The following is a 25,287-nucleotide window of genomic DNA, read 5'->3' as shown; positions in this document are numbered from 1 at the left end:
ATCTCGAAAGGTAGGTCACATTTATCATAATTATGACAATAATATGAAATTCTTTACTTGCATTTCTTATGGACGGGCGCTATTTGTATAGTGTATCTATTAACAAAAATAGATGCTGTTTTCTTTTCCATTTAAATGATGAGGGAAGTAAGGCATGAAAAGACAGAAGCGAGACCGTTTAGAAAGAGCGTTATCCAGAGGTTATCAAGCAGGTTTAACTGGACGTTCCAAAGAGTTATGTCCTTATCAGGCTGTAGATGCCCGTTCGCATTGGCTAGGTGGTTGGCGAAAAGCGATGGAGGACAGAGCGGCAGTAGCCGTTTAATTGGTCATTCACGAGGATAATTAGATTAACTTGCGGAAATTATTTAACGCATAATTTAATATAATCCCCAAAAAATTAGAAACCTCCGCATTTGCGGAGGTTTGCATTTAAGGCAAGCCGCGATTAGAACGCGCTTGTATCCTTAAATAAGCCGACTTTCAGGTCTGTTGCAGCATAAATCAGTTTGCCGTCTACCAGTACTTCACCATCCGCTAATCCCATAATTAACTTACGGTTAATCACGCGCTTAAAATTAATACGGTAAGTGACTTTTTTTGCAGTCGGTAATACTTGTCCAGTGAATTTCACTTCACCAACACCTAACGCACGACCTTTACCTTCGCCGCCTAACCAACCGAGGTAAAAACCAACCAGTTGCCACATAGCATCAAGGCCTAAGCAACCAGGCATAACAGGGTCATTCGTGAAGTGGCAACCAAAGAACCATAAATCTGGATTGATATCCAGTTCAGCTTCAACATAGCCTTTATCAAATGTACCGCCATCTTCGGTCATTTTGATGATGCGATCCATCATCAACATATTACCTGATGGCAATGGAGGACCATTTTCCCCAAATAATTCGCCTCTTCCAGAAGCCTCTAAATCTTCTTTCGTATAGGATTCGCGTTTATCAACCATGATCTTCAGATAGCCTTTATTATGTGTAGGTCAACAGAATAGCTTACACTTGTACGCTGAACAACTCCGATCAGCTAATATTTACTCAATCTTTACTTAGCCCATCCACTTTAAAAACCAAGGTAATCTAGACTTATCCGGTGAATTTGCTTGGTTTATGCGTTCTTGAATTAAAGCTAACAAGTGTACGTTATCACCTTCTACTTGTTGTTCAAAGTAAGGTTGTTTCGTTAAGATAGAAATCGCTTGAGCAACGTGCTCGACAGGCCAAATATGGAATTTCTCTTCCTTGACTGCCTCGATAACTTCTTGTTTCAAACATAGATGGCGCACATTAGACATTGGGATGATGACACCTTGATTACCTGTTAGCTCACGCTTATCGCAGATATCAAAAAATCCTTCAATTTTTTCGTTAACGCCGCCAATAGGTTGAACATAGCCAAATTGGTCAACAGCGCCAGTGACGGCAATTTGTTGGTCGATAGGCTGCAATGATAATGCGCTAATTAAGGCACACAGTTCAGCTAATGATGCGCTATCACCATCAACTTCACCATAAGACTGTTCAAATACAATAGAGGCAGAGAAGGGCTGCGGCTGCTCTAATTTTAATTCATAGTTAAGGTATGCTTGCATAATCATCATGCCTTTTGCATGAATATTGCCACCTAATTCTGCCTTGCGCTCGACGTCAGTAAACTCACCATCGCCCAGATGTGCTACGCAGGTGATCCGTGATGGTTCACCAATTGCGTCAGGGTAACCAGGATACTGTAAGACGGATAACCCGTTAATTTGCCCGACAACTTCCCCTTCAGTTTTAATCAAAACTTGCTCTTGCAGAATGTCGTCTTGATTACGCTCAACAAGGAAGGAATGGCGCCATAAACGATTTTCTTCGGCTTGAGAGAATGATTCCGCCGTTAAATGACCTTCGTTAGCGTATTGAGTTGCATTGGTTAATTTACGAGTTAACCAATTAATATCAAGAGGTAAATTGTATTTATCTTCGCAGCAACGTGTCGCTTGCAAAATAAATTCAGGCCAGCCGTCAGCTGCAATTTCAGGTAGCTGATTACTGTTCACTATGAATTTAATGAAATTCATCCATAAGCTTAATTGTTCTTCGTCTTCGAAAAACATGAGAGGCTCATATTCTGCATATATTGAACAATCAAACAGCTCAGGAGCTGCAAATTCAAATTCTTCTAATATGAGTCTATCACCGACAACAATCACTTTAAGTTCAAGCGGCTGAGGCTCAATTTCAATTGGTAGTGTTTGATTTTCACTATGTGGCAGCCACTCTAATTGACGGCGAGTCACCATATTTTTTAGACGTGTCCACATTAATGGCTGAGTGACCAACGCAGTTGCAGAAATAATGAGGACTCCACCGTTAATTTGGTGTAGTAAACCTGGGACTAAATTTTGATTTGGCGTGATATAGCCAAACAGCTGTTCTGGTTCAATCCAGTGGCGGTAAGCAATTTTTTCATGTGAGGAAAAACGACCGGTAACATCGTTTTGCCACTGATATCGTTGCTTATCTTCAGATAATTGATAATCACCATTGATAGATTGGGTTTTATCCAATAGCGGGGTGATAGTGTCAGTAAATAGTTTGAGATACTCTTCACTTTCGTCAGACTTGATGAACATAAAGCGCGTTTGAGCATATTCACGAATGAAATGCTGCATCCCATCGAATAATCTTGGTTGAATATCAGCCAGTGTTGATGGAGTCAACGTCGCTGAAGAGACAAATTTTGTCTGAAAAGACGATAAGTTAGGAGTTAGGCCTTGCCATGTTAATTCTTGACTGATCACTATAATTATCTGCTATTAGTATGGTTATCAATAAATGCCTGCTAATCAGCAGGGCGCATGTGCCTGAGTTTATTTCTGTACTATCTGTTTTATATACAATTTCAGGCTAATTTATTACCTTAAAATATCTTCGGCTTAAGAGTGTTATATTAGCCTCTGAGCGCTAATCTTGCAGCAATATTTGTCGAAATATCGAGTTAGAATAAAGAAAACATGAGGGCAACGGGTAAACTCAGTGGCCATGTAAAGCCAATCAGAAGCGCACTCAATAGTCTCATGCAAAAACTAGGATCTTTGGTTACTAGCAGGGCGAATAACGCTGAACATACTCCTCCAATCCCATAGATAAGAAGTATGTGTTCAAAAGTGGACATGCGATTTTAGTGGTTTGTTAACGTGTGGATGCGAATTGTACACTATTTTTTTATTTACTGTTATTTTCTTTGTGTTAATCAATAGATAATCGATTAAATGAAATCCACCTTGAGCATTTTTCCTATATTATTGCTAATATAATGATAGGTACGATTTTCTTCGGGAAAAAATATGAAATATCAGCAACTTGAAAATCTTGAATGTGGCTGGAAATGGGAATATCTAGTCAATAAAGCGAGAAGCGGGGAGCCTATTACCCGATATATAGAAAGAAGTGCGGAGCAAGAGGCAATTGAGCAGCTGTTAAAGCTGGAAAATACGCCAGTGGATGTATTGAAGTGGATTGCAGATCATATGTCCCCTCAATTGGATAACCGTATGAAACAGAGTATTCGTGCGCGTCGCAAACGACACTTTAATGCTGAGCATCCACATACTCGAAAAAAGTCGATCGATTTAAATTATTCGGTTTGGCAGCGACTATCTAATTTGGCAGTAAAACGGAATAAAACTTTATCAGAGACAATTATTCAGCTAATTGAAGATGCGGAACATAAAGATAAGTATGAGAGCCAAATGAGCTTATTGAAGCACGATCTTCAAGCGATCTTAGGTAAGTCGGAGAAAGAGTAACGATCTTTAGTTGACCAAATAGAAGATTGTGACGATCTTTCTTTCTGAGGATGAAAAAAAAGCCCCAATAAATTGGGGCTTTTTATGTTCAGTTCGAAATTCAAACTAGGGCTATAAATTAAGCGCCTGGTTGAGTTACAACTTCAGTTGTACCTTGGATTTCGATTTCAACGCGACGGTCTGGCGCTAAACACTCGATCAGAGCTGCACGGCCTTTAACTGCGTCACATTTGTTACCAGTTACTGGATCTTCTTTACCACGACCTTCAGCAGCGATTGCGCTTGCTGGAACGCCTTTAGATACTAAGTAGTCTACTACTGACTGAGCACGTTTTTGTGACAGTGGCAGGTTGTAGTTTTGTGAACCGATACGGTCTGTGAAACCAACTACCAGCACGCGACCTTGAGTTGGGTCGATGTTGCTCAGTTCGTTGTACAGTTCGTTCAGTGCTTGCTGACCTTCTGGTTTCAGAGTTGCTTTGTTGAAGTTAAACAGAACGTCTGAACGCAGAGTGAAGCGTTTGTTTTCAACAACTGGAGCTGCTGGCTCAGCAACTACTGCTGGAGCAACAACTGGAGCTGCTTCTTGACCGAAACGGTATGCAAGACCAACGCTCAGCATGCCGTTGTCTGGGCTAACGCCGATGTTGTCTTTGTCACCCATGCGGCTAACCCACTGGTAGTCTAAACGAGTAGCTAATTCTGGAGTGATAGCATACTCAAGACCCAGTGCGTAAACTGGAGAAACGCCAGTGTCAGTTTCTTTACCAAGAGCGTTAACTTTAGCTTCTGTACGGTAAACCATACCACCCAGACGAGTATAAACGTCTAAGTCTTCCATGATTGGATAGCTCAGTTTAGTAGTCAGAGAAACACCCATTGAAGAAACGCTACCTGGGTTTTCACCTTTGTACTTCATTTTACCAAACCAGTCGTAGCCCATTTCGAAGCCCATGTACTGGTTGTATTGGTAACCTGCGTACAGACCCGCACCTAATTGGTCACGAGTTTTTTTGCCAGTACCAACGGTGTCACCATCTTCATCAGTAAATTTAGCGTGCTCGTAGTGAGACCAACCTAATTTACCACCAGTGTACCAAGTGTTATCTTTTGGAGCTGCTTGTGCAACAGTTGCAAACGCTGCTACTGCTACTGCTACCGCGATAGCTGTCTTTTTCATTTTTACGCCTCGTTATCATCCAATATTGGCTTGGCTTCGTGAGCCTTATTATTTGCCATTGGTTCAATTTAATTGCTAGGTTCAGCTGACATTATCCACAAAAATTTACGAAAAGTAAAAAAATAATGTCATAAGCTTAACAGGCTAAAGTCTACAACGAACTCCAAAAGATACAAGTATGGTAAGCAATAAAGGTTAAAAAAAGTCTTTTTTTGCCGTTGAAATCAGAGAGATAAATATATTACTCATTTTGTTGTTAATAAAAGTATCCCATTGATTTTAAAGTGTTTAAGTATTTTTTATTTATAATTATCTTTATGAATGTAAAATTTCGTAAGAAAAATCTTATTGTTGTTTAGTGAATGTTATTGGCGTGAATCTTTAAAAGGTTTTGATGTCTAATATCCGCTGAGCTTGTATTATATGCTTTTTCTGGCCTCATAATGAATCCCATCGAATGACCTGCTTCTGCTGCATTTTGTAAAAGAACAAAATCTTGCTCGTTTATTTCTGGCAACCATCCTAATACGACACTGTAATTACCACTTCTTAATGCTTTTTCCATGGCATCAATGGTCGTAATTGAATTAACTTGGTTAAGTTGCATGATTTTATTGACGGGTAAACCAGCTTGTTCTAGCCAGTGTTTACTCAGTTTTTTATCTGGGCTCAGCCATAATAGCCAACGTGATTGAATACCAAACTGGCGCAACATGGGTAGCAAGATGTAATCCATAATTGGGTGTTGTTCGTTATAAACTAACTCGCTCACCATACCATGTTGCATTGAGCTATTTGCAAAACTCACTGTTGAGGTTGCAGTGCTTAAATTGCTATGGGTAAGACGCTCATGCGTGAAGCTATCATTAGTAAAATGATTAAGAGAATGTGTTGTTGCGCTATTCCAAGTAGAAATACTCATAATTCACCTCGCTACAATTTTACATGTAGAACAATGTTTCATGGAGATAAGTGCTGTATGAACATACAGTAACTGTATATTTATACAATATCAAGGCTATTTTTACAAAGCGCTTCGCAACTTTGTGGTTTTTATGCGAGTTATACTTGGCATTTTTAACTGAAACTTTAAAATCAATTAAGCATAATTATATGTAAAAACAGTTGTTTTTTTATTGCTTGAACCTCAAGGACGATTGTATTTTTTTTATTCATAAGGAGATGGAAAAGTGTCATTACAAAATGAAAGAAGTTCCCTTTTACAGCAAATTTTGGGTCAGTTTGGTGCACTGAAAAAGAAAAACCACTTTGGTGGATACTGTTTGTGTATTGATAATGCACTTGTGGGACTGGTACTGGATGGGCAATTTTATGTTCGTGGATGCTTGTTTTCTCGTAGTTACTTTGAATCAGTCGGGTTTGAGCGGTTGGTTTATAGTAAAAGAGGCATCCCGCTAGAGATGCGCTACTACCAACTTCCGGAAGAGGCTTGGTGTGACCCATTAATATTGAGTCACATCATTGAATTAGCATACCGTTCAGCCATGGAAGAAACTCAACAAAGAGAGTCGGCGGCGGTACGCATCAAGGACTTGCCAAATATGAATATGGCAATGGAGAGGGCACTTGGGAAGATTGGGATTTTCCATGCAGAAGATCTCATTATGATAGGCGCTAAAGCGTGCTTCTTGAAACTAAAACAGCATGGGAAGCTGATACCAAGTGTAAAACAGTTGATTGGATTGGCTGCGGCTATCGAGGGTTGCCATAGTGAAGTATTACCTTCTCGAACTCGACAGGAGCTCATTAACTGGTTTAACAGTATGAATTAATTTTTATTCTTTCAAATCAGCGGGCATGGCCATTTATAGGTTTTAATGCCCGCTCATCAGTTTATTTTATGACAAGCTAATTTGTTTAATCATTGATTTTATTTCAGGAATTAATTCAATCAGCAATTTAGTCTGTTCCATGATCAGTACGGTTTTCTCATCGTCATCACTGGAGGCATGGTCAATGCGATTCAGTAGGCTCACCCTTAGACGCTCTGATTTTTCGTCAATTATTGCGGGATCTAAAGATGTGATTTGAATAGACGATTCGATATAGCAGATTGCATCATTTAATAAGGCAAGATTAGCTTCGTTTTGCATCTGCTCTCTATGGGCGCCGAGGGCTGAAATATAGCTCAGTAATGTATGGTTTAAACACAGTAAGCGGAACGCTTGCTCTTGCGTAATTTGGTATGACTTAGGATCCGATGCCATATTTGAAACAATTGAAGCAAATTCTGCATCATTATTGTGGGCGTCACGCCTCGCAACACGGTACTCCAAGCTATTATCTTTACCTTGATAATATTGCTGTAAAATAGCATCCAAATAACGGCAGTTGCTATCCATCGTTTTCTGCACCACTTGCGGTAATTGTCGAAATTTCCAGTCAGGCCAAATAAAACTGACGGCAAGTAATGCAATAAAACAGCCAATGAGAGTGTCGATAATTCGAGGTAGTGCAACTTCGAAGCCTTCACCGAGTAAATTAAAGCAAAATAGCACGAGCAACGTAATAAACAGCGTTGCTTGGGCATATTGACTGCTACGGAACATGAAGAACAGGAGCCCTGTGATCACGATCAGCGTGAGTTGTCCCTCAATGGATGGCACGATATTGAGTAAAGGTAAGCCGATGGCGATCCCTAACAAAGTGCCTGTAATACGCAATGCTAGGCGGCGCTTAGTCGCATTATAGTTGGGTTGGCAAACAAATAAGCTCGTGAGTAATATCCAATAACCGCGTTCCAAATCAAACAGTTGAATAATCAAATACCCAGTACAAAGTAAGGCTGACATTCTCACGGCATGGCGAAACAGCGAGGATTTTGGGGTTAAATGATGTTTGAATCGAGCAAATACATCGCGAATACCAGAGACGGATTCATCAGATAGCTGTTCAATTTGCTTATTATTCTGCTGCCAAGAGGCTTGACCGAGGCTCAAGCCTTTGAGTTGCACATCAATCCCTTTGAGATTTTTTAGCAAGTTTCGTAATGCTTTGATTTCATGTAATTCAGGAGATTGTTGCTGGAGTAGCTGCAAGGAGTTTTCAATATACGTAAATGTGCGTTCAAAGCGCGGATTATGTTGATATTGTTTGCGCCATAACACGGATTGAGCGACCTGCTGGCAGGCTCTTGCTTGCATGGTTAATAAGCGTTGAAAGCGAAATAAAATATCACAATGGCGCAAACGACGGCTAAGCTGTTGATACTGAATATGTGATGAACTAGCTCGTTCATGAATGTCTTGAGCGACAAAGTAATATTGTAATGTATTACGCGTGCCCCGTTGGCCTCTGTCGCCTTTCAATCGGCTGAGTAGCGAAATTTTTGCCTGATTCATCGTACTGACTAACGTACTGTTCACTAAGGCTAAATCATAGACTGATTGCTGATAGTCATCTTCAAGGTCAGGATCAAATAAGTTTGCCTTTGCATCAAGATAAGCTGAAAGCTGCTGATAACATTGCGTAATGGCATCTTGTAGTGGGCGAACAGGGAAAAGGATATGCCCGATGAGAGTGAGAATGTTGTACCAAATGGCACCAGTTAATAAGAGCGCAGGTTGGATGTACCACGTATCAAAAATAGGTACGCCAAGCATGGTGTATATTGCAATTAGCAGAGCACCGAAAGCGATAGTGGCATAACGTTGCCCTAATGCGCCAAGTAAGATAAAACCACAGGTTGAGAATGCTAACCCAAAAAAGAATAAAACAGGGTAAGGAAAAAGTAATTCAATAGAGACTGAGGCAATTAAAAAACAGAATAAAGTGATAATTAAATTTTTTATTCTGCCAGTCAATCTATCATCTAAGTCAGTGAGTGCGGCAGCGACAACGCCTAGAGTTAAAGGGATCGTAACTTTAGGCTCTAAGCCTAAAAGCCATGGAACCAAGGTTGTGCCTGTCAGCGCAATTAAGATTCGGATATAATATAAAACATGGCTGTTATAAAGCACACGACGATAACTGGTTAGCAGCGTTAGCACAAAGTACCTCAGTGGTAAGACAAATCCTTATCTATATAGAATAACGTGTTTACGTAGAATAAAAAACTATTAGCAATTATGCTTTGATTATTTTCACGAATGATTCACACAGGTGCAGAACGTATGGAACTGAAATCGACACAGATTGGACAGCGCCTGGCTCAGCATCCCTATAATCGGGTTCGCTTACTTAATGCAGGCATCGAAGTTAGTGGTGAAAACCATCAATACCTGATTCCCTTCAATGAGCTAGTCGATATTCGCTGTAAGCGTGGGATCGTCTGGGGGGAATTGGAATTTGAAATTTTAGATGAACAAGTCGTTCGTTTGCACGGTACAGAGTGGAAACAAACTCAGCGTTTCTACCATTTTTTGAATGAAAAATGGCAGCAATGGAGCGTTGAAATGAGCGAAGTCAGTGCTCAAGTATTGACGTCTTTAACTCAGTCGATTTTACAACAAACTCAGCAAGATGCGTGGTTAAGTTTACGTAGCTTGCAATCAATAAAAGAAAGGATCACTCAGCAGTTTTCATCACTTCCTTTACCCCTCGTTCGAATGCCTTTATTTGAAAACTGTGCCGCACATTACCAATTTTGCAGGCAGTGGCTAACGAATAGTGAACAATGTCGCAAACAAAATAACCAGAATTGGTGTCAGTCAGTTCTAACGCGCTATGATGATTTTTTCCAACATATTGAATCCTCTCCATTAAATTATTCTCAATCATTATCCGTCATTAATGGCGAAGATAATGTTTTAGTTTTAGCAGGAGCGGGTAGCGGAAAAACATCGGTGCTGGTTGCAAGGGCAGGCTGGCTTCTATTAAGAGAGCTAGCTAAACCTGAGCAAATCTTATTATTGGCATTTGGACGTAAAGCTGCGGAAGAGATGAATGAGCGGATTCAATCTCGTTTACAACAAAAAGAGATTGAGGCGAAGACATTTCACGCACTTGCATTGCAGATTATCCGCGAAGGTAGCAATAAGTCACCAATAATTAGTGCGTTAGAGTCGGATACCGAAAAGCGCCAATCTCTCTTGTTGAATGAATGGCGAGAGCAGTGCTCCAGTAAAAAAGCCCAAGCGAAAGGTTGGCGAGAGTGGCTGTCAGAAGAATTGCAATGGAATATTCCTGACGGTGAATTTTGGAATGATGAAAAAATCAGTCGCAAAGTAGTCGTTCGACTAGAGCGCTGGTTGAGCTTGATCCGCTCTCATGGCGGTAGCCAAAAAGAGATGATTGACAATACACGGGAAGAAATTCGTGCGCTATTCCAAAAACGAATTCGTTTAATGGCTCCGCTATTGAAAGCTTGGAAGAGTGCTCTCAAAGATGAATGTGCGATTGATTTCTCCGGCCTCATCCATCAAGCGGTCAACATTATTGAAAAAGGGCGTTTTATTAGCCCGTGGAAACATATTTTAGTTGATGAATTCCAAGATATTTCACCACTAAGAGCCAAATTATTACATGCATTACGCCAACAAAATAAGCAAACCTGTTTATTTGCAGTCGGTGATGATTGGCAGGCAATTTATCGCTTTAGTGGCGCTGAATTGGATTTGACGACGTCATTTAAAACGCATTTTGGTGAAGGGGATTTATGCGCATTAGATACAACATACCGGTTTAATGAACGCATTGGTGATATCGCGAATCGCTTTATATTACAGAACCCAAGTCAGTTAGATAAGCCATTAAACAGCCTGATAAAAGGTAATAAAAAATCAGTCGTTTTATTGTATGAAGATGCGCTAGAGCGTTTGCTGGATAAAATGAGCGGTTATGTTTTAGATGATGAAAATATCTTAATTTTGGCTCGTTACCACTATTTAAAGCCGGAAATTCTAAAGAAAGCGGAAACACGCTGGCCGAAATTGAAAATTCAATTTATGACCATGCATGCATCGAAAGGCCAACAGGCGGATCATGTCATTATTTGTGGTTTAAATGGTGGCAAAGAGGGATTCCCAGCGCCTGCTCGGGAGTCGATTATTGAAGACGCTTTATTGCCACAACCTGAACATTTTGAACATGCGGAAGAACGACGACTATTTTATGTGGCGTTGACGAGAGCGAAGCAGCAAGCATGGTTATTGTATAACCCTGATAATCCGTCTGAATTTGTTGAAGAGCTAAGGCAAATGGGTGTACCTAGGCAGAAAAAGCCTTAAAACTCGCGTATTAAAATTCAATTCATTAAAAATGAAAACTGCGCCATTGAGTATACCGATGGCGCAGTTTTTTATTCATTTACGGCTATTTTCCGGCGTACTATTAATTAGTGCGTTTATTTAAATAGCTTTGATAATCAGGGATCACAATATCAATTTCCCCATCAAAGAAAGGGGAGGTAATCAGAAAATCAGCGGTAGCAGGGTTGGTGGCCACAGGGATATTCCAAACAGTGGCTAATCGCAGAAGCGCCTTGACATCAGGATCGTGAGGAACGGCATTTAACGGATCCCAAAAGAAAATGAGTAGGTCGATTTTCTGCTCTGCAATCATGGCGCCAATTTGTTGGTCACCACCCATTGGGCCGCTTAACATACCGGTAACAGGTAAACCAGTTTCTTTATTAACCAAGCTCCCAGTGGTACCTGTTGCAAACAGTTTGTGTGAGCTTAATTTCGTTTTATTCTTGGTTACCCAACCGAGTAAGGATGATTTACAGTGGTCATGGGCAACTAAGGCAATATTTTTTGAAGCTGCGATTTTTCGGGTGGTAGATTCCATGAGGTTCCCTTAAACAAGATTGGCATCACAAATAGATAGCGGTCACGCATCTTAAAAATTGAGTGAACAAAGATGTACAACATATATCATAATGCATATGAATAGTTTACTGATTTTGGGAGATATTTTGATGAGAGATCAAGAAATTGCTGAAATTCTAACGAGCGTTAAGACAATTGCATTAGTTGGTGCGAGTGACCGTACAGACCGCCCAAGCTATGAAGTCATGGAATACCTCTTACACCAAGGGTATCAGGTTATTCCGGTGAGCCCGAAGCTCGCGGGACAATCATTATTAGGGCAGCGAGTTTATGCCCAACTGAGTGAAATCCCTAACCCTGTTGATATGGTTGATGTTTTTAGAAATGCTGATGCTGCAGTCGGTGTTGCTCATGAGGCCGTCGCTATTAAAGCTAAAGTCTTATGGCTGCAAAAAGGGGTTATTAGTGAAGAGGCGCAAAGAATTGCTGTGAATGCGGGGTTACAGTGCGTGATGGATAAATGCCCTAAACAAGAAATTCCAGCGTTAGGTTTGGAAAAATAAGTATCGCGTGTTCATCGACGGTAATGTAAAAAAATAAAGCAGCTGGTGGGCTGCTTTACTGGATTGCGTTCATGATCAGTTACGTAGACGCGGAGCTTGTAATTGGGATCTTATCGACTCTGCTAACTCATCCATAGAAGGTTGTTCCGGATGGTCATCAGTCATCTCATAAGTAATCTGTGCTTCTGCTAAATAAGTATGAACCGCTTCCCCATTATCATCTTCCATGACGACATGATACCAAGGCAGATCGCGTAATGTACTGTTGGATGCAATGTCATCATCATGTGGTTGGTCGAGCGAGTATTCAGGGTCAACATCAACAACTACCCCAAGGTAGCCGAGAAGTTTGTGTCTGACTTGTTGCCCGATTCCATATTTACTGGTGATCATCATAGCGACCTCCTTAAAAGCCTTGCTTGTGCTGTAAACTACATGTGGGCAGTGCTGTGCGTTTTCAAGCCAATGTGTGGACAATTACTCATAACGCAATACACTGTCTTTAAGTAATAACGAAAAGCAGTGCCTCAATAATCAGATTATCTGCTGAATGAATAAAAAACAACTGCGCCAGAGGGTTTTAATTGATTAAGTAATGACATCGGAGGCTTATATGACAGCAACAGGTCGCTATTTCTATATTTATGGAGGAGTTCAAGGTGTTGGGTTTCGTTACCAAACCTATCATTGGGCGAATCAAAATGGGATCAAAGGTTTTGTTTATAACCGGGATGATGGCAGTGTGAAACTGGCTATTTATGGTTCCGAGCAGGATATTGAATTTGTCGATGACTGGCTGAAAGCGGGCGGACCTCCGGGCGCTAAAATCGATCACTACTTTAGTGAAAGTTGGCATACGGAACCAATAGCGGATTTTTCCGTCCGCTATTAATGTGTTCTTAAATGCATTTCACGGGTTTAGGAAGACCTGCAAGTTTTGTTGCTTGCTTCGCAGGGCCTTGAGGAAACAGTCGATATAAATAACGGCTGTTGCCTTTTTCTTCCCCAAATTGCTGAGAAACCGCTTTAACTAACATTCTGATCGCTGGCGATGTATTAAATTCTAAATAGAATGCACGAACGAAACGGATAATTTCGAGATGCTCATCAGTGAGTTCAATTTCTTCTTGCGCAGCGAGTAGCGGAATAAGATCTTCGCTCCATTGTTGGCTATCAAGTAGGTAGCCTTGCGAGTCTGTTTCAATTTCTTGATTATTAAAAACCAACATACTTAATTTCTATCCAAACAAAAGTAGACCGCAAATTTAGCAAAAAACCAGCAATAACCCAAGTAAACCCTGTTGGAATAGGAAAAAATGTTGATAATTTCATCCATTGAATCAATGTGCGTCTATTTTTAAAGCGAACGAACAAATTAGGGGTTTACATTGAAAGCGCAGATGATTATAGTGCTCGTCATTGCGGAGGGGTGGCCGAGCGGCTGAAGGCAGCGGTCTTGAAAACCGCCGATGGGAAACCATCCGAGAGTTCGAATCTCTCCTCCTCCGCCATCTTCACTTCCAATCAAGTCTCCTGAAGTCTTTCAATTCCAAATAAATCCCCGAACTTATCAAGCACTCTAGCAAAATTTCATTCTACCGACGTTTACTGATACTTTTCTAAATCGCTACGATTTCGCTATGCAATACTGGTGGTTTATGGAACTAACCAATAAAGCAATTAAGTGCGCCAAGCTAAAAGACATTGTCCATTCCCTATTAATTAAGTCCTCTATACGTAAACTAACACCAAATTATCAGGGAAATTCGAATCAACCCGCTGGATTTTAGTTACAAGCAAACCTAATTAAGACATAGTTAAATCTCATTATACTCTGTGTAATGGTATCTCTAATTGAGGTCTCAATATGATAATTAATTGCTATGATAAAAACTAACAGTCTGATTTATATGAAAATAAAAATAAAACCCTACCAACCTCAGAATGCAGAAAAACTGCATGAAATATTTTATACCTCAGTTCATCGGGTTGCAGCTGCATATTATACTGAAAAACAGCTTGAAGCTTGGGCGCCAGATTCATATGAGCATGAGCAGTGGCAAAATAAAATGGATTCATTAAAGCCGTTTATTGCCTATATTGATGAAGAGATTGTTGGATATGCAGATCTGCAGGATGACGGGTATATTGACCATTTTTTTGTTGCTAAACCTCGCTATGGAATTGGCTCTGCACTTATGAATAAAATTCTTGAAGTGGCTAATACCAAAAGCATCAATAAGCTATGGTCACATGTGAGCCTGTCAGCTGAAGAATTTTTTAAAAATCATCAATTTGAAATTATTGAACGTCGAGAAGTTATTGTGAAGGGAGTGCTACTTCATAACGCAATGATGGTTCGATTGACATTATAGCTAAATGGCTCGAAGTATTGATTGATACCTTGGTATGAAAAGTCGACCTCTAACGTTTTGGTTCCGTAGTCATAATTCACGAAATTCAACATCTATTCTGTAATATCAATATATAGCTTACCCATACGCTACTCATAAAGCCTGTATTTCTTACTAAGATAGTGAGTGATTTAGATGTAATCACATAATGTTAGCCTTTAAGTGAGATTATTTCATAGCTATAAGCATTAGTTGCTAATGAATAATAATCTAAAAATGATGGATTTTTATGTATTTATCTTTAAAATCAAAGGGCTATTAGTTCCGCCAAAAAAATGCAATTAAATCGATTGTTTTCAATGAGATAATAAGGTGTCTAAAAATTAACAAATGAAGTTTTTATTTCTTTTGAACTGAGTAATTAGATAAAAAAACGGCAATATACACAAAATAAACATGATTTACTAATAGTTTACGAATGATTAACAAATAATATAAAATGGAAATTATTAGGTAAGTAATATTGATCGTGTATAAGGAATAGTGTCGAAATGGCAATAACCAGAAGAAAATTTATTATTGGTGGTTCTGTAGTCGCTGTCGCAGCGGGAGCCGGTATTTTAACTCCGATGTTGACTCGTGAAGGGCGATTTGTTCCGGGTAAGCCACGTGTTGGTTTTGTTGAAGGAACGCCTGGCGCATTGCCACAGCAATCTGATGTTGTTGTTATTGGGGCTGGTATCTTAGGTGTAATGACGGCGATTAACCTTGCTGAACGTGGCTTATCTGTCGTGATTGTAGAAAAAGGGAACATTGCGGGAGAGCAATCATCTCGATTCTATGGTCAGGCAATTACATACAAAATGACCGATGAAACCTTCTTATTACACCATTTAGGCAAACACCGCTGGCGTGATATGAATGCGAAAGTGGGGGTTGATACTACTTATCGTACTCAAGGCCGTGTAGAAGTTCCTCTGGATGAAGAAGATCTGGTTCATGTTCGCCAGTGGATGGATGAGCGTCATAAAAACGTTGGCTCTGATATTCCATTCAAAACACGCATGATCGAAGGAAGCGAGTTAAATCAGCGTCTTCGTGGTGCGAAGTCTGATTGGAAGATTGCAGGTTTCGAAGAAGATTCCGGTAGTTTCGATGCAGAAGTTACCGCATTCGTTATGGCAGAGTATGCGAAGAAAATTGGTATTAAGATCTATACCAACTGTGCAGCACGTGGCTTAGAAACTCAAGCGGGTGTGATCTCTGATGTTGTGACAGAGAAAGGCGCAATCAAAACTTCTCAAGTTGTTGTTGCGGGCGGCGTTTGGTCTCGTCTGTTCATGCAAAACCTGGGTGTAGATGTTCCAACATTACCAGCTTATCAATCACAACAATTGATTAGCGCGGCACCAAATGCACCGGGCGGAAACGTTGCTCTGCCGGGCAATATCTACTTCCGTGAACAAGCCGATGGAACCTATGCAACTTCTCCTCGCGTGATCGTGGCTCCTGTTGTTAAAGAATCCTTCACTTATGGCTATAAATATCTGCCATTGTTAGCATTGCCTGACTTCCCTGTTCATATTTCATTAAACGAACAGCTGATTAATTCGTTTACTCAAGAAACCAGCTGGAAATTAGATGAAGTTTCTCCATTCGAGAAAAACCGTGATATGACGGCATTACCAGACTTACCAGAACTGAATTCATCTCTGGAAAAACTGAAAACTGAGTTCCCTGCATTTAAAGACTCTAAATTAATTGACCAGTGGAGTGGGGCGATGGCTATCGCACCAGATGAAAACCCAATTATTTCTGAAGTTAAGGAATATCCAGGTCTGGTTATCAACACAGCAACTGGTTGGGGTATGACTGAAAGCCCAGTTTCCTCTGAAATGACCGCAGATATTCTGTTAGGTAAAGAGCCAATCATTAACCCGAAAGCATTTAGCCTATATCGTTTCTAAGTACAGTTTGTTGTTGACATTAATGTTGATATAAAAATACTAAAGCCCTCATTTTGAGGGCTTTTTTGTATCGACAGAAAGTTAAAATTAGATCAAAACAGTGCAACCGTTCTTTTATCATTTCTCGACGATATTAGGTTTGACTGAAAAGCAACCTTACTCTAAATCGCCAAAATGCTGAGTAAACTGCGTTTCATATTGACCAATAAATTGCTCTAGTTTTGCTGGGGCATCTCTAATGTTGGCTTCTGTAATCCCTGCTTTTGCCATTGCTGCTTTTAATTTGGCTTCAGTTCCTTCATTAATATCAATATTCGCAATAACAAGGAAAATGGTTTTTAAATCGTCACAGCCGCTTTTTGTTTCACAAATCTTCGCAATTTTCTGCTCATTAGACATATAAATAGAATAACTAAAGGCATCTTTGGTGCACACAACGTCATTTCTCTCTTCTGAGGTCATATCTTTAGCTATGGCACTGAAAACGCTATTAGTGACCTCGGTATAATTTGCAAAAGAGGTACTATTTTTAGGGGTTGGCAAACCACTTTTCGTTAAACTTTGATTAGTTATAGGCAAACAGGTTGAGTTAGCCATAGCGCCAGAAACAACCGTACCGCTTAAAATAAGGGATAAAAGTAATTTTTTAAACATAACAAACCTTTCATTTTTGAACTGATAAAGCAACGTACAATTTAAGTGCAATAGAGGATATAGGATTAACGGTATTCTTTAGATTTTATTTAGACTTTGTAATTGATATCTAATTATTTTGCATGATTAAGTATTTTGGGTGTTGTCCACTCCCCATTAATTGAGACACGCCAACTTAGAGTTTTCTAACTGTTTACGATAGGCCTCTGGTGAGAGGTGATTTTGCTAAAACAGTTGGTATGGCATCAATCACCACGCCGTCTTTTTTAAGCCAATCAACGGGTTGACAGTAAAATGTTGCTCGGGATAACGATGTTAACTGGCAAGCCTTAATGACTGATAAACCGGCATGTTTTAACGATTGAGCGCAGGACTTTTTCTCAGCCACTACCAACCCTTTTTTGCAAAAAGTTTCTTCATCGCATGATTTTCAAGGCTAACTTCTGCAAACATTTTTTTGAGCTTAGTATTTTCGTCTTCGAGTTCTTTTAATCGTTTAACACCATTAGCTTCCATACCTCCGTACTTTGATTTCCAATTGTAATAGGTGGCATTGCTAATCCCATTTTGGCGGTATATATCTTCCACTTTCATACCAGAATCAGCGAGTTTTAAGATATTAATGATTTGAGTTTCAGTAAAACGGGTTTTTTCATCATGACCTCTGCAATGGTTAGGGCAGAAAGTTTAATTATAGCTGTCTCATTTTAGGGGAAGTGGACATAACACCACGCACTCGGCGGTGTCTGAGGGTGAAATTGTTATTCGTGACAAGGATAATCAGCAGCAAAATGTGGCGGATTTAAGCCGTGATACGGACAATGCCCATGAAAAACTCAATACGATTTTTGACAAAGAAAAAGAGCAAAAACGGATTGAGAAAGTGCAGCTAATTGGATGGAAGTCAAAAAAACACCTATATTAAGAAAATAATCTATCTACAGATTACTTTTTGCATATTTACCGATTGAGAGTAATCTTCTGGTAAATTTAGGGACATTAATTAAATTAACTGCGTTTTTATAAATAAGTTTTAAATATCATATATAGCAAGATTTGTAAGTGAGCGTGCCACATGGCGATGGATAAAATTAAAGAACTATTTGTGAATAACAGAGAATGGGCAACGTCGATTAAAGAACAAGACCCCGGCTTTTTTCGACAATTATCAAAAGACCAACAACCTAAGTTTTTATGGATTGGTTGCTCTGATAGCCGAGTACCTTCTGAAAAATTAATTAAAGTTGGCCCCGGCGACCTGTTTGTTCATCGAAATATAGCGAATCTCGTGGTTCACACTGATCTCAATTGTTTATCTGCTATCCAATATGCTATTGATGTGCTTAAAGTGGAGCATATTATTGTCTGTGGGCATTATGGCTGCGGTGGTGTTGAGGCTGCGATTAACAATAAGGAATTAGGTTTAATTGATAATTGGCTGCTGCATATTCGAGATATTTGGTTTAAACATAGCCGAATGTTAGGCGAGCTTAAACCAACAGAACGTATTAATCGTTTATGTGAATTGAACGTGATTGAGCAAGTTTATAATCTGGGCCACTCCACCGTATTACAATCTGCTTGGAAAAGAGGGCAGGATATTATGGTTCACGGTTGGATCTACGGTATTAATGATGGTTATTTGGTGGATCTGGATATTACGGCGGATAGCAGAGCAAAACTGGAGCTTTGTTATCGTGAAGCGATAGCGGCTTTAACCACAAAGGCACCGTTTACGACAGGCTGCTCCGCGGACTAATATAATACTTATAAATTAATTTTACGAAAAAGCCCCATTGATAAATGCATATCAGTGGGGCTTTTTTAAGTGTATTTATTAAAAAATAAGAATTCAATATTTAACAATTGAGTCTTTTTTCATGAGAACAATAGAGTTTATGGCTTCAAAGCCTAAATGTGATTCGCCACTCATTTGTAAGGGTCAAGAATTTTGACTGTTTGTAAACAATATTTAAAAAGCTTACTATCGCTTCAATATTCACTGGTCTTCGATTAAATGAGGTTTTCTATGTCAATTTCAGCACGTAATCAGCTTACAGGAACGGTCGAATCAGTTTTGGCTGGTGCAGTTAATGATGAAGTGGTTTTAAGCTTAGGTAATGGTGAAACAATTTCTGCAGTGATCACGAAAAATAGCACCCAGCTGCTAGGTTTGGCAAAAGGCAAGCAGGCTGTTGCCATTATTAAAGCGCCATGGGTTGTCTTAGTTTCGGATGATCACGAGTATCTCTTTTCGGCTCGTAACCAGTTCACTGGGCGTATTGATGCGATTGAAACGGGCAGTGTGAATGCAGTTGTCCATTTGACGACTGGGGCAGGCACTAAATTATCTGCAGTGGTAACAAATAACAGTGTTGCTGAGATGAAATTGGCGGCAGGCAGTAAAGTCACGGCTATCGTGAAAGCGTCTAGTGTGATTTTAGCAACGAAAAAGTAAGTTAATGAGATGAAGAGAAAGAGGAAACCGCTCTTTCTCTTTCTCTTTCTCTTTCTCTTTATCTTTCTCTTTTAATTTTTATTCTTTTATTCTTTTATTCTTACCAATAAATTATCAATAGCTTGATGATAATAGATCAGCTCATTTTCCTCTCTATTTTCTTCTGTATTAGTTTTCCTTTTTGCTACTGCTAGTGCAGAACCATGAGTAAAATCAACCAAAATATGTACCCAAAGTGTGGCTTGCTCTAGAGAGTATTTTAATTCCATCGCAAGCTTGATAAGGGTATTGGTTATTCGCAGCGCCTCTTCAGGAAAAGAATTTGGGTGATTAAATATTGATAACGTTAATTCAGGATAACGCACAATACGTTCTCGGTATTCAGTTAATAGGTACTTTATTTGTTCGATGGGTGTTCCCGATAAACAAGGCATTACCTCAGCGTAAACCTGGTTGGCAATCGTTTTGACTAAACACTCTTTGTCTTCAAAATAGTAATAAATTGTCATAGGGTTAATGCCCATTTCTTTGGCGAGCGCTCGCATACTGAGTGCTGAAAATCCATGGGAATCAATAAATATTATTGCCGCACTGCCAATCGCCTCTGCTGATATTTTTGGTTGTTTCTTATTTGGGCGTCCTACCGACCTCACTGTTTTTGTTTTTGCTATCAATGCGTTATCCATTATTATTGGCCTTCATTAGAGGACTGTTTTATTTCATAGTGGGATTGGATAAATCCAGAATCAAAGATTTTAGTTTGTGTATGGTATAAGTGAATATCGTTAGAAATTTTACCAAACAATGGGCGACCAGCACCCAATAAAATGGGGACTCGAGTGATGATCAGGTCACTGATCAATCCTTCAGAAATAAAAGATTGAACCACTTTTCCGCCATCAATATAGGCGTGATGATATCCCTCTGCTTTTAGCATCTGCATGACTTCTTTAGGGGAAAGGTCAACGAAGCGTACTTTTTCTATTAATTCTTCAGGGATAGCTTCTTGAGCGAGTATTTTTGATAGCACAATGACCGGACGATTATAAAACCAAGGTTGAATATGTTTTATTGTCTCGTAGGTGCCTCTACCCATAACAATCACATCAATATTAGCAATAAATGCATCATAACCGTGATCTTCTCCAGTTGAATCTAATTCAAGTAACCAGCTGATATCGCCGTTTTCACGGGCTATAAAGCCATCAAGGCTGGTTGCAATAAAAACATGTCCAGTAGTCACCACTGCATTCTCTCTCTAATTTATTATACGATGTATAATAAATAGGTAGGTAGAATTTGCAATAGTGAAGTGCTTAATTTCTTATCAGGATAATCTGCATAAAATTGAGTAAATAAGATGTTAAAAGGTGTATTGACAAAATATCATTAAAGATTAGAATGATTCTCAATTGGTCTCTATGACTCGTAAGCGTTTACGTTAATCAACGCATATAACTTTGTTGCACCAACAGTTATATGCTGTTGTGTATCCGCTGATTAATGGAGACTGTATGTCCTTTCAAGATCGTAACTATATTTTAGGTATTCCTAAACTTCCTATGCGCGCCCTGTTTTTTCTGGTGCCTTTCTTTTTATCTTTGGTGATGAGCGGTATTGTTTCACTAATAAGTACTCTTCGTGCACTGGGATTCACCTCCGAAATTTATGCGCCTTGGATTAGTTCATGGGCTATTTCATGGATGATTGCATTCCCAACCGTATTATTTGTTTTGCCTATTGCAAGACGCGTATCACTGCTATTTGTTAAGCAAGCTTAAACAATATGCCGCCTCTTATTAGGTGGCATAAATAGTGATTTTATTGAGAAGAAAACATTTTTATGTCATTAAAAATTATTGGATTATTTTTTTTAACTGCGCTAGCAGAAATTTTAGGTTGCTACTTCCCTTATTTATGGATGAAAAAACAGGGGAGTATTTGGCTGTTAGTACCCACAGTACTCAGCTTAATGCTGTTTGTTTGGTTGTTAACGTTACACCCGGAAGCCAGCGGACGTATTTATGCCACTTACGGTGGAATTTATATTGTCACGGCATTGATCTGGCTAAAAGTCGTTGATGGTGTTTCTCTTGCTGCTACAGATTGGATTGGTGCGCTGGTCGTTTTACTTGGCGCAGGTATTATTATTAGCGGTTGGAAATAATAACTACCCATATATTAAGTTAATTTTAAATATCTAGCTTAATATATGGATTGGTTATTTATTTTAATGTAGGTATAAACCACAATATAAAAAACATTTTCTAATCTAATTAAAATTCATTTGCATTATCTTTATTTAACTTAATTTGTTACTTAATTCAAATAATCTATCTAATTGATCCAAATCAATTTAACAATAATTACTCATTAAGTAGTATTTTTAATGGCTAATTAACTACCTAAATGACATTAATTAACCTTTATTTTCACTTTCATTGATTTTAGGCAATATCTAATTACAAGTGACTGATATTCTCTCCCGCGAATATACAAAAATAAAAAGAGGTTAATAATGAACGTCAGTCGCAGAAAGTTTTTTAAAATCTGCGCCGGCGGGATGGCAGGTACAACTGTAGCTGCGTTAGGTTTTATGCCAGGAATGGCAATGGCTAATGTACGTGAAAATAAATTATTGCGTTCGAAAGAAACGCGTAATACTTGTACCTATTGTTCCGTGGGTTGTGGATTGCTGATTTATAGTATGGGTGATGGGGCAATGAATGCTCGCTCTGCCATCTTCCACGTCGAGGGTGATGCCGATCATCCAGTGAATCGCGGTGCTCTGTGTCCGAAAGGGGCAGGGTTACTAGATTACATTCGTAGTGACAGTCGTTTACGTTATCCTGAATATCGTGCACCAGGCTCGAATAAATGGGAACGCATTAGTTGGGACGATGCCTTTACGCGTATTGCCCGCTTAATGAAAGATGACCGTGATGCCAACTTTATTGAAAAAAATGAACAAGGCGCCACTGTCAATCGCTGGTTATCGACAGGGATGCTTTGCGCCTCTGCGGCTAGCAATGAAACGGGGATGTTAACCCAAAAATTCGCACGATCGCTCGGTATGTTAGCGGTCGACAACCAAGCGCGCGTCTGACACGGACCAACGGTAGCAAGTCTTGCTCCAACATTTGGTCGCGGTGCGATGACCAACCACTGGGTTGATATTAAAAACGCCAATGTGATTATGGTGATGGGCGGTAATGCCGCTGAAGCTCACCCTGTCGGATTCCGTTGGGCGATTGAAGCGAAAAACAATAATGATGCAACTCTGATTGTGGTAGACCCGCGTTTCACGCGTACCGCATCGGTGGCCGATCATTACGTGCCAATTCGTTCAGGAACGGATATTACCTTCCTTTCTGGTGTTCTACTTTATCTAATTGAAAATAATAAGATAAATGCGGAATACGTTCAGAACTATACCAACGCATCTTTGATTGTCAGAGATGATTTTGACTTTAACGATGGCTTATTCAGTGGTTATGACGCTGAAAAAGGTCGTTATGACAAAACCAGTTGGAACTATAAGTTTGATGAAAATGGTCATGCATTACGTGATGACACGCTGCAAGATCCGCGCTGTGTTTGGAATCTGCTAAGAAAACACGTTTCCCGCTATACCCCTGAAATGGTTGAACGGATCTGTGGTACATCGCAAGCAGATTTCTTAAAAGTGTGTGAAATTCTGGCAACCACGAGCGCCGCAGATAAAGCGGGGACATTCCTGTATGCATTAGGTTGGACTCAGCATACCGTGGGCGCACAAAACATTCGTACCATGGCGATGATCCAGTTGCTTTTAGGCAACATGGGGATTTGTGGTGGTGGGGTGAATGCGCTGCGTGGACACTCAAACATTCAAGGTTTAACGGATTTAGGTCTGCTATCGACGAGCCTTCCGGGCTATTTAACACTGCCATCAGAAAAACAGTTAGATGTTGATAGCTATTTAGCCGCGAATACGCCAAAAGCCACATTACCTAATCAGGTTAACTACTGGAGCAACTATCCGAAATTCTTCGTCAGCTTGATGAAGTCATTTTACGGTGATGCTGCTCAGCCAGAGAACCAATGGGGCTTTGATTGGCTACCTAAATGGGATCAAGCTTATGATGTCATGAAGTATTTCGACATGATGAGCAAAGATAAAGTCACCGGCTACATCTGCCAAGGCTTTAACCCAGTAGCCTCGTTCCCAGATAAAAACAAAGTGGTTAGCTGTTTAAGTAAGCTGAAATATCTAATCGTGGTTGACCCATTAACCACCGAAACAGCGAATTTCTGGCAGAACCACGGCGAAATGAACGATGTTGACCCTGCTTCCATTCAAACGGAAGTTTTCCGTCTACCTTCAACCTGCTTTGCGGAAGAAGACGGCTCCATTGCTAACTCTGGTCGCTGGTTACAGTGGCACTGGAAAGCAGCGGATGCCCCGGGTGAAGCACGTAACGATGGTCAGATCTTAACGGGTATTTTGCATAAAATCCGTGAGATGTATGAACGAGAAGGTGGTAAAGGTCGCGAGCCATTGCTGCAAATGCGTTGGGATTATAAACGTCAATTCCATCCGGAATCGGAAGAAGTGGCGAAAGAGAACAACGGGGTTGCACTGGTCGACTTATATGATGCTGATGGCAACTTACAAGCGAAAAAAGGCGAGCTTCTGAATTCATTCGCACTGCTACGCGCTGATGGTTCAACGGCGTCTTCTTGCTGGATCTACACTGGTAGCTGGACTGAGAAAGGTAACCAGATGGCGAATCGCGATAACAGCGACCCATCCGGTATTGGTAATACATTGGGTTGGGCATGGGCATGGCCATTAAACCGCCGTGTTATCTATAACCGCGCCTCTTGTGATACCAAAGGTAAGCCATGGAATAAAGATCTGGTTCTGATTGAGTGGAACGGTAAGAAGTGGGTCGGAAACGATGTGCCTGACTTTAACGCGTCAGCTCCAGAAGTTGGTACAGGGCCATTTATTATGCAACCAGAAGGTTTAGGTCGTCTGTTTGCGATTGATAAAATGGCAGAAGGTCCATTCCCTGAGCACTACGAGCCATTTGAAACGCCATTGGGAACTAACCCTCTGCATCCAAATGTGGTCTCTAACCCTGCTGCGCGAATTTTTGAAGATGACAAGAAACGTCTTGGCGATCATAAAGAATTCCCGTATGTCGGAACCACTTATCGCTTAACGGAGCATTTCCACACTTGGACGAAGCATGCACGCTTGAACGCCATTGCTCAGCCGGAGCAGTTTGTGGAAATCAGTGAAACCTTAGCGAAATCCAAAGGCATCGCTTTGGGTGATAAGGTTAAAGTCAGCAGTAAACGTGGCTTTATTAAAGCGATTGCTGTGGTAACACCACGTCTGCAAACCCTGATGGTAGACGGTAAACCGATTGAAACAGTGGGTCTACCTATTCACTGGGGCTTTGAAGGTGCTACACAAAAAGGCTTTATTACCAACACGTTAACGCCATCTGTGGGAGACGCTAACTCTCAGACTCCTGAGTATAAAGCGTTTTTAGTTAACATTGAGAAGGTGTAAGGGAGG

The 25,287-nt window shown here is 40.1% G+C and carries 25 protein-coding genes, 1 tRNA gene and 2 pseudogenes; 15 read left to right on the top strand and 13 right to left on the bottom strand.

Annotated features, from left to right (window positions below; genetic code table 11):
* Nucleotides 1–154 precede the first annotated feature (154 nt).
* The gene (gene rmf / locus PR799_RS03115) at nt 155–325 is read left to right on the top strand and encodes a ribosome modulation factor (protein ID WP_036951696.1); all 171 of its coding nucleotides are present in this window, start codon (nt 155–157) and stop codon (nt 323–325) included.
* A 123-nt stretch (nt 326–448) separates the two neighbouring features.
* Here rmf and fabA read toward each other — a convergent pair whose 3' ends face one another.
* From fabA to PR799_RS03100, 3 genes are all read right to left on the bottom strand, one after another.
* Nucleotides 449–967 (bottom strand): bifunctional 3-hydroxydecanoyl-ACP dehydratase/trans-2-decenoyl-ACP isomerase, encoded by a 519-nt coding sequence (fabA, locus tag PR799_RS03110; protein ID WP_036951692.1) that lies wholly within the window; start codon nt 965–967, stop codon nt 449–451.
* 96 nt (nt 968–1,063) lie between these two features.
* Nucleotides 1,064–2,800, bottom strand: coding sequence for a Lon protease family protein (locus tag PR799_RS03105; RefSeq protein ID WP_272521234.1), 1,737 nt, complete (start codon nt 2,798–2,800; stop codon nt 1,064–1,066).
* Nucleotides 2,801–2,997: 197 nt separating this feature from the next.
* Nucleotides 2,998–3,174 carry a GhoT/OrtT family toxin gene (locus tag PR799_RS03100; RefSeq protein ID WP_071992149.1) on the bottom strand — a complete coding sequence of 59 codons (177 nt, stop codon included), beginning with the start codon at nt 3,172–3,174 and terminating at the stop codon, nt 2,998–3,000.
* A 172-nt stretch (nt 3,175–3,346) separates the two neighbouring features.
* Here PR799_RS03100 and matP point away from each other — a divergent pair, with 172 nt between their 5' ends.
* Nucleotides 3,347–3,808 (top strand): macrodomain Ter protein MatP, encoded by a 462-nt coding sequence (gene matP / locus PR799_RS03095; protein ID WP_154604226.1) that lies wholly within the window; start codon nt 3,347–3,349, stop codon nt 3,806–3,808.
* Nucleotides 3,809–3,926: 118 nt separating this feature from the next.
* On the opposite strand, the gene ompA is transcribed toward matP, so the two are convergent.
* On the bottom strand, nt 3,927–4,988 hold the full coding sequence (ompA, locus tag PR799_RS03090; protein ID WP_211885155.1) for a porin OmpA: 1,062 nt from the start codon (nt 4,986–4,988) through the stop codon (nt 3,927–3,929).
* Nucleotides 4,989–5,343: 355 nt separating this feature from the next.
* Nucleotides 5,344–5,910 carry an SOS-induced cell division inhibitor SulA gene (gene sulA, locus PR799_RS03085; RefSeq protein ID WP_272521233.1) on the bottom strand — a complete coding sequence of 189 codons (567 nt, stop codon included), beginning with the start codon at nt 5,908–5,910 and terminating at the stop codon, nt 5,344–5,346.
* Between the two features lie 268 nt (nt 5,911–6,178).
* Here sulA and PR799_RS03080 point away from each other — a divergent pair, with 268 nt between their 5' ends.
* Nucleotides 6,179–6,781, top strand: coding sequence for a TfoX/Sxy family DNA transformation protein (locus PR799_RS03080; RefSeq protein WP_181478311.1), 603 nt, complete (start codon nt 6,179–6,181; stop codon nt 6,779–6,781).
* Nucleotides 6,782–6,847: 66 nt separating this feature from the next.
* Here PR799_RS03080 and yccS read toward each other — a convergent pair whose 3' ends face one another.
* Complete coding sequence (gene yccS, locus PR799_RS03075) at nt 6,848–8,998, bottom strand: YccS family putative transporter (RefSeq protein ID WP_272521232.1); 2,151 nt, start codon at nt 8,996–8,998, stop codon at nt 6,848–6,850.
* A gap of 123 nt (nt 8,999–9,121) precedes the next feature.
* Between yccS and helD the strand changes: the two genes are divergently transcribed.
* Nucleotides 9,122–11,176: a DNA helicase IV gene (gene helD / locus PR799_RS03070; protein WP_272521231.1), complete on the top strand. Its 2,055-nt coding sequence runs from the start codon at nt 9,122–9,124 to the stop codon at nt 11,174–11,176.
* Nucleotides 11,177–11,279: 103 nt separating this feature from the next.
* On the opposite strand, the gene PR799_RS03065 is transcribed toward helD, so the two are convergent.
* The gene (locus tag PR799_RS03065) at nt 11,280–11,738 is read right to left on the bottom strand and encodes a methylglyoxal synthase (protein ID WP_132494534.1); all 459 of its coding nucleotides are present in this window, start codon (nt 11,736–11,738) and stop codon (nt 11,280–11,282) included.
* Nucleotides 11,739–11,868: 130 nt separating this feature from the next.
* Here PR799_RS03065 and PR799_RS03060 point away from each other — a divergent pair, with 130 nt between their 5' ends.
* Complete coding sequence (locus PR799_RS03060; protein ID WP_154628385.1) at nt 11,869–12,282, top strand: CoA-binding protein; 414 nt, start codon at nt 11,869–11,871, stop codon at nt 12,280–12,282.
* Nucleotides 12,283–12,357: 75 nt separating this feature from the next.
* Here the strand turns inward: PR799_RS03060 and hspQ are convergent, their stop codons facing one another.
* Complete coding sequence (hspQ, locus tag PR799_RS03055; protein ID WP_006813539.1) at nt 12,358–12,678, bottom strand: heat shock protein HspQ; 321 nt, start codon at nt 12,676–12,678, stop codon at nt 12,358–12,360.
* Between the two features lie 217 nt (nt 12,679–12,895).
* On the opposite strand from hspQ, the gene PR799_RS03050 reads away from it, so the two are divergent.
* Nucleotides 12,896–13,174 carry an acylphosphatase gene (locus tag PR799_RS03050; RefSeq protein ID WP_272521230.1) on the top strand — a complete coding sequence of 93 codons (279 nt, stop codon included), beginning with the start codon at nt 12,896–12,898 and terminating at the stop codon, nt 13,172–13,174.
* A gap of 7 nt (nt 13,175–13,181) precedes the next feature.
* Here the strand turns inward: PR799_RS03050 and PR799_RS03045 are convergent, their stop codons facing one another.
* The gene (locus tag PR799_RS03045; RefSeq protein WP_036951672.1) at nt 13,182–13,511 is read right to left on the bottom strand and encodes a TusE/DsrC/DsvC family sulfur relay protein; all 330 of its coding nucleotides are present in this window, start codon (nt 13,509–13,511) and stop codon (nt 13,182–13,184) included.
* Nucleotides 13,512–13,705: 194 nt separating this feature from the next.
* Here PR799_RS03045 and PR799_RS03040 point away from each other — a divergent pair.
* From PR799_RS03040 to PR799_RS03030, 3 genes are all read left to right on the top strand, one after another.
* Nucleotides 13,706–13,793: transfer RNA gene (locus PR799_RS03040), tRNA-Ser, on the top strand.
* A gap of 399 nt (nt 13,794–14,192) precedes the next feature.
* Complete coding sequence (locus PR799_RS03035; protein WP_272521229.1) at nt 14,193–14,657, top strand: GNAT family N-acetyltransferase; 465 nt, start codon at nt 14,193–14,195, stop codon at nt 14,655–14,657.
* A gap of 530 nt (nt 14,658–15,187) precedes the next feature.
* Nucleotides 15,188–16,603 carry an NAD(P)/FAD-dependent oxidoreductase gene (locus PR799_RS03030; RefSeq protein ID WP_036951608.1) on the top strand — a complete coding sequence of 472 codons (1,416 nt, stop codon included), beginning with the start codon at nt 15,188–15,190 and terminating at the stop codon, nt 16,601–16,603.
* A gap of 156 nt (nt 16,604–16,759) precedes the next feature.
* Here PR799_RS03030 and PR799_RS03025 read toward each other — a convergent pair whose 3' ends face one another.
* Both PR799_RS03025 and PR799_RS03020 read right to left on the bottom strand, forming a co-directional pair.
* A complete protein-coding gene (locus PR799_RS03025; RefSeq protein ID WP_272521228.1) occupies nt 16,760–17,257 on the bottom strand; it encodes a hypothetical protein in 498 nt (165 codons plus the stop codon).
* A 214-nt stretch (nt 17,258–17,471) separates the two neighbouring features.
* Nucleotides 17,472–17,884 (bottom strand): annotated as a pseudogene (locus PR799_RS03020) (transposase); the annotation flags it as partial.
* Between the two features lie 85 nt (nt 17,885–17,969).
* On the opposite strand from PR799_RS03020, the pseudogene PR799_RS03015 reads away from it, so the two are divergent.
* The 3 genes and pseudogenes from PR799_RS03015 to PR799_RS03005 form a co-directional block, all read left to right on the top strand.
* Nucleotides 17,970–18,155 (top strand): annotated as a pseudogene (locus PR799_RS03015) (hemolysin); the annotation flags it as partial.
* A 177-nt stretch (nt 18,156–18,332) separates the two neighbouring features.
* Complete coding sequence (can, locus tag PR799_RS03010) at nt 18,333–19,016, top strand: carbonate dehydratase (protein WP_154604216.1); 684 nt, start codon at nt 18,333–18,335, stop codon at nt 19,014–19,016.
* Between the two features lie 270 nt (nt 19,017–19,286).
* Nucleotides 19,287–19,715: a TOBE domain-containing protein gene (locus PR799_RS03005; protein WP_272521226.1), complete on the top strand. Its 429-nt coding sequence runs from the start codon at nt 19,287–19,289 to the stop codon at nt 19,713–19,715.
* Between the two features lie 86 nt (nt 19,716–19,801).
* Here the strand turns inward: PR799_RS03005 and PR799_RS03000 are convergent, their stop codons facing one another.
* A complete protein-coding gene (locus PR799_RS03000) occupies nt 19,802–20,401 on the bottom strand; it encodes a TetR/AcrR family transcriptional regulator (RefSeq protein ID WP_272521225.1) in 600 nt (199 codons plus the stop codon).
* Nucleotides 20,402–20,403: 2 nt separating this feature from the next.
* Entirely contained in the window at nt 20,404–20,958 is a 555-nt protein-coding gene (locus PR799_RS02995) for a dihydrofolate reductase family protein (protein WP_272521224.1), read from the bottom strand.
* 271 nt (nt 20,959–21,229) lie between these two features.
* On the opposite strand from PR799_RS02995, the gene PR799_RS02990 reads away from it, so the two are divergent.
* The 3 genes from PR799_RS02990 to fdnG all read left to right on the top strand — a co-directional run bounded on the left by PR799_RS02990 (nt 21,230) and on the right by fdnG (nt 25,281).
* Complete coding sequence (locus tag PR799_RS02990) at nt 21,230–21,496, top strand: DUF2798 domain-containing protein (protein WP_154604212.1); 267 nt, start codon at nt 21,230–21,232, stop codon at nt 21,494–21,496.
* Between the two features lie 62 nt (nt 21,497–21,558).
* Nucleotides 21,559–21,882: a YnfA family protein gene (locus PR799_RS02985; protein ID WP_154604211.1), complete on the top strand. Its 324-nt coding sequence runs from the start codon at nt 21,559–21,561 to the stop codon at nt 21,880–21,882.
* A 351-nt stretch (nt 21,883–22,233) separates the two neighbouring features.
* Nucleotides 22,234–25,281, top strand: coding sequence for a formate dehydrogenase-N subunit alpha (fdnG, locus tag PR799_RS02980; RefSeq protein ID WP_272521223.1), 3,048 nt, complete (start codon nt 22,234–22,236; stop codon nt 25,279–25,281).
* Nucleotides 25,282–25,287 lie beyond the last annotated feature (6 nt).

This window comes from Providencia sp. PROV202 (assembly GCF_028479565.1).
Taxonomy (GTDB): Bacteria; Pseudomonadota; Gammaproteobacteria; order Enterobacterales; family Enterobacteriaceae; genus Providencia; species Providencia zhijiangensis.
Note: the sequence above shows the minus strand (reverse complement) of the source record. Positions and strands in the feature narration are given on the sequence as shown.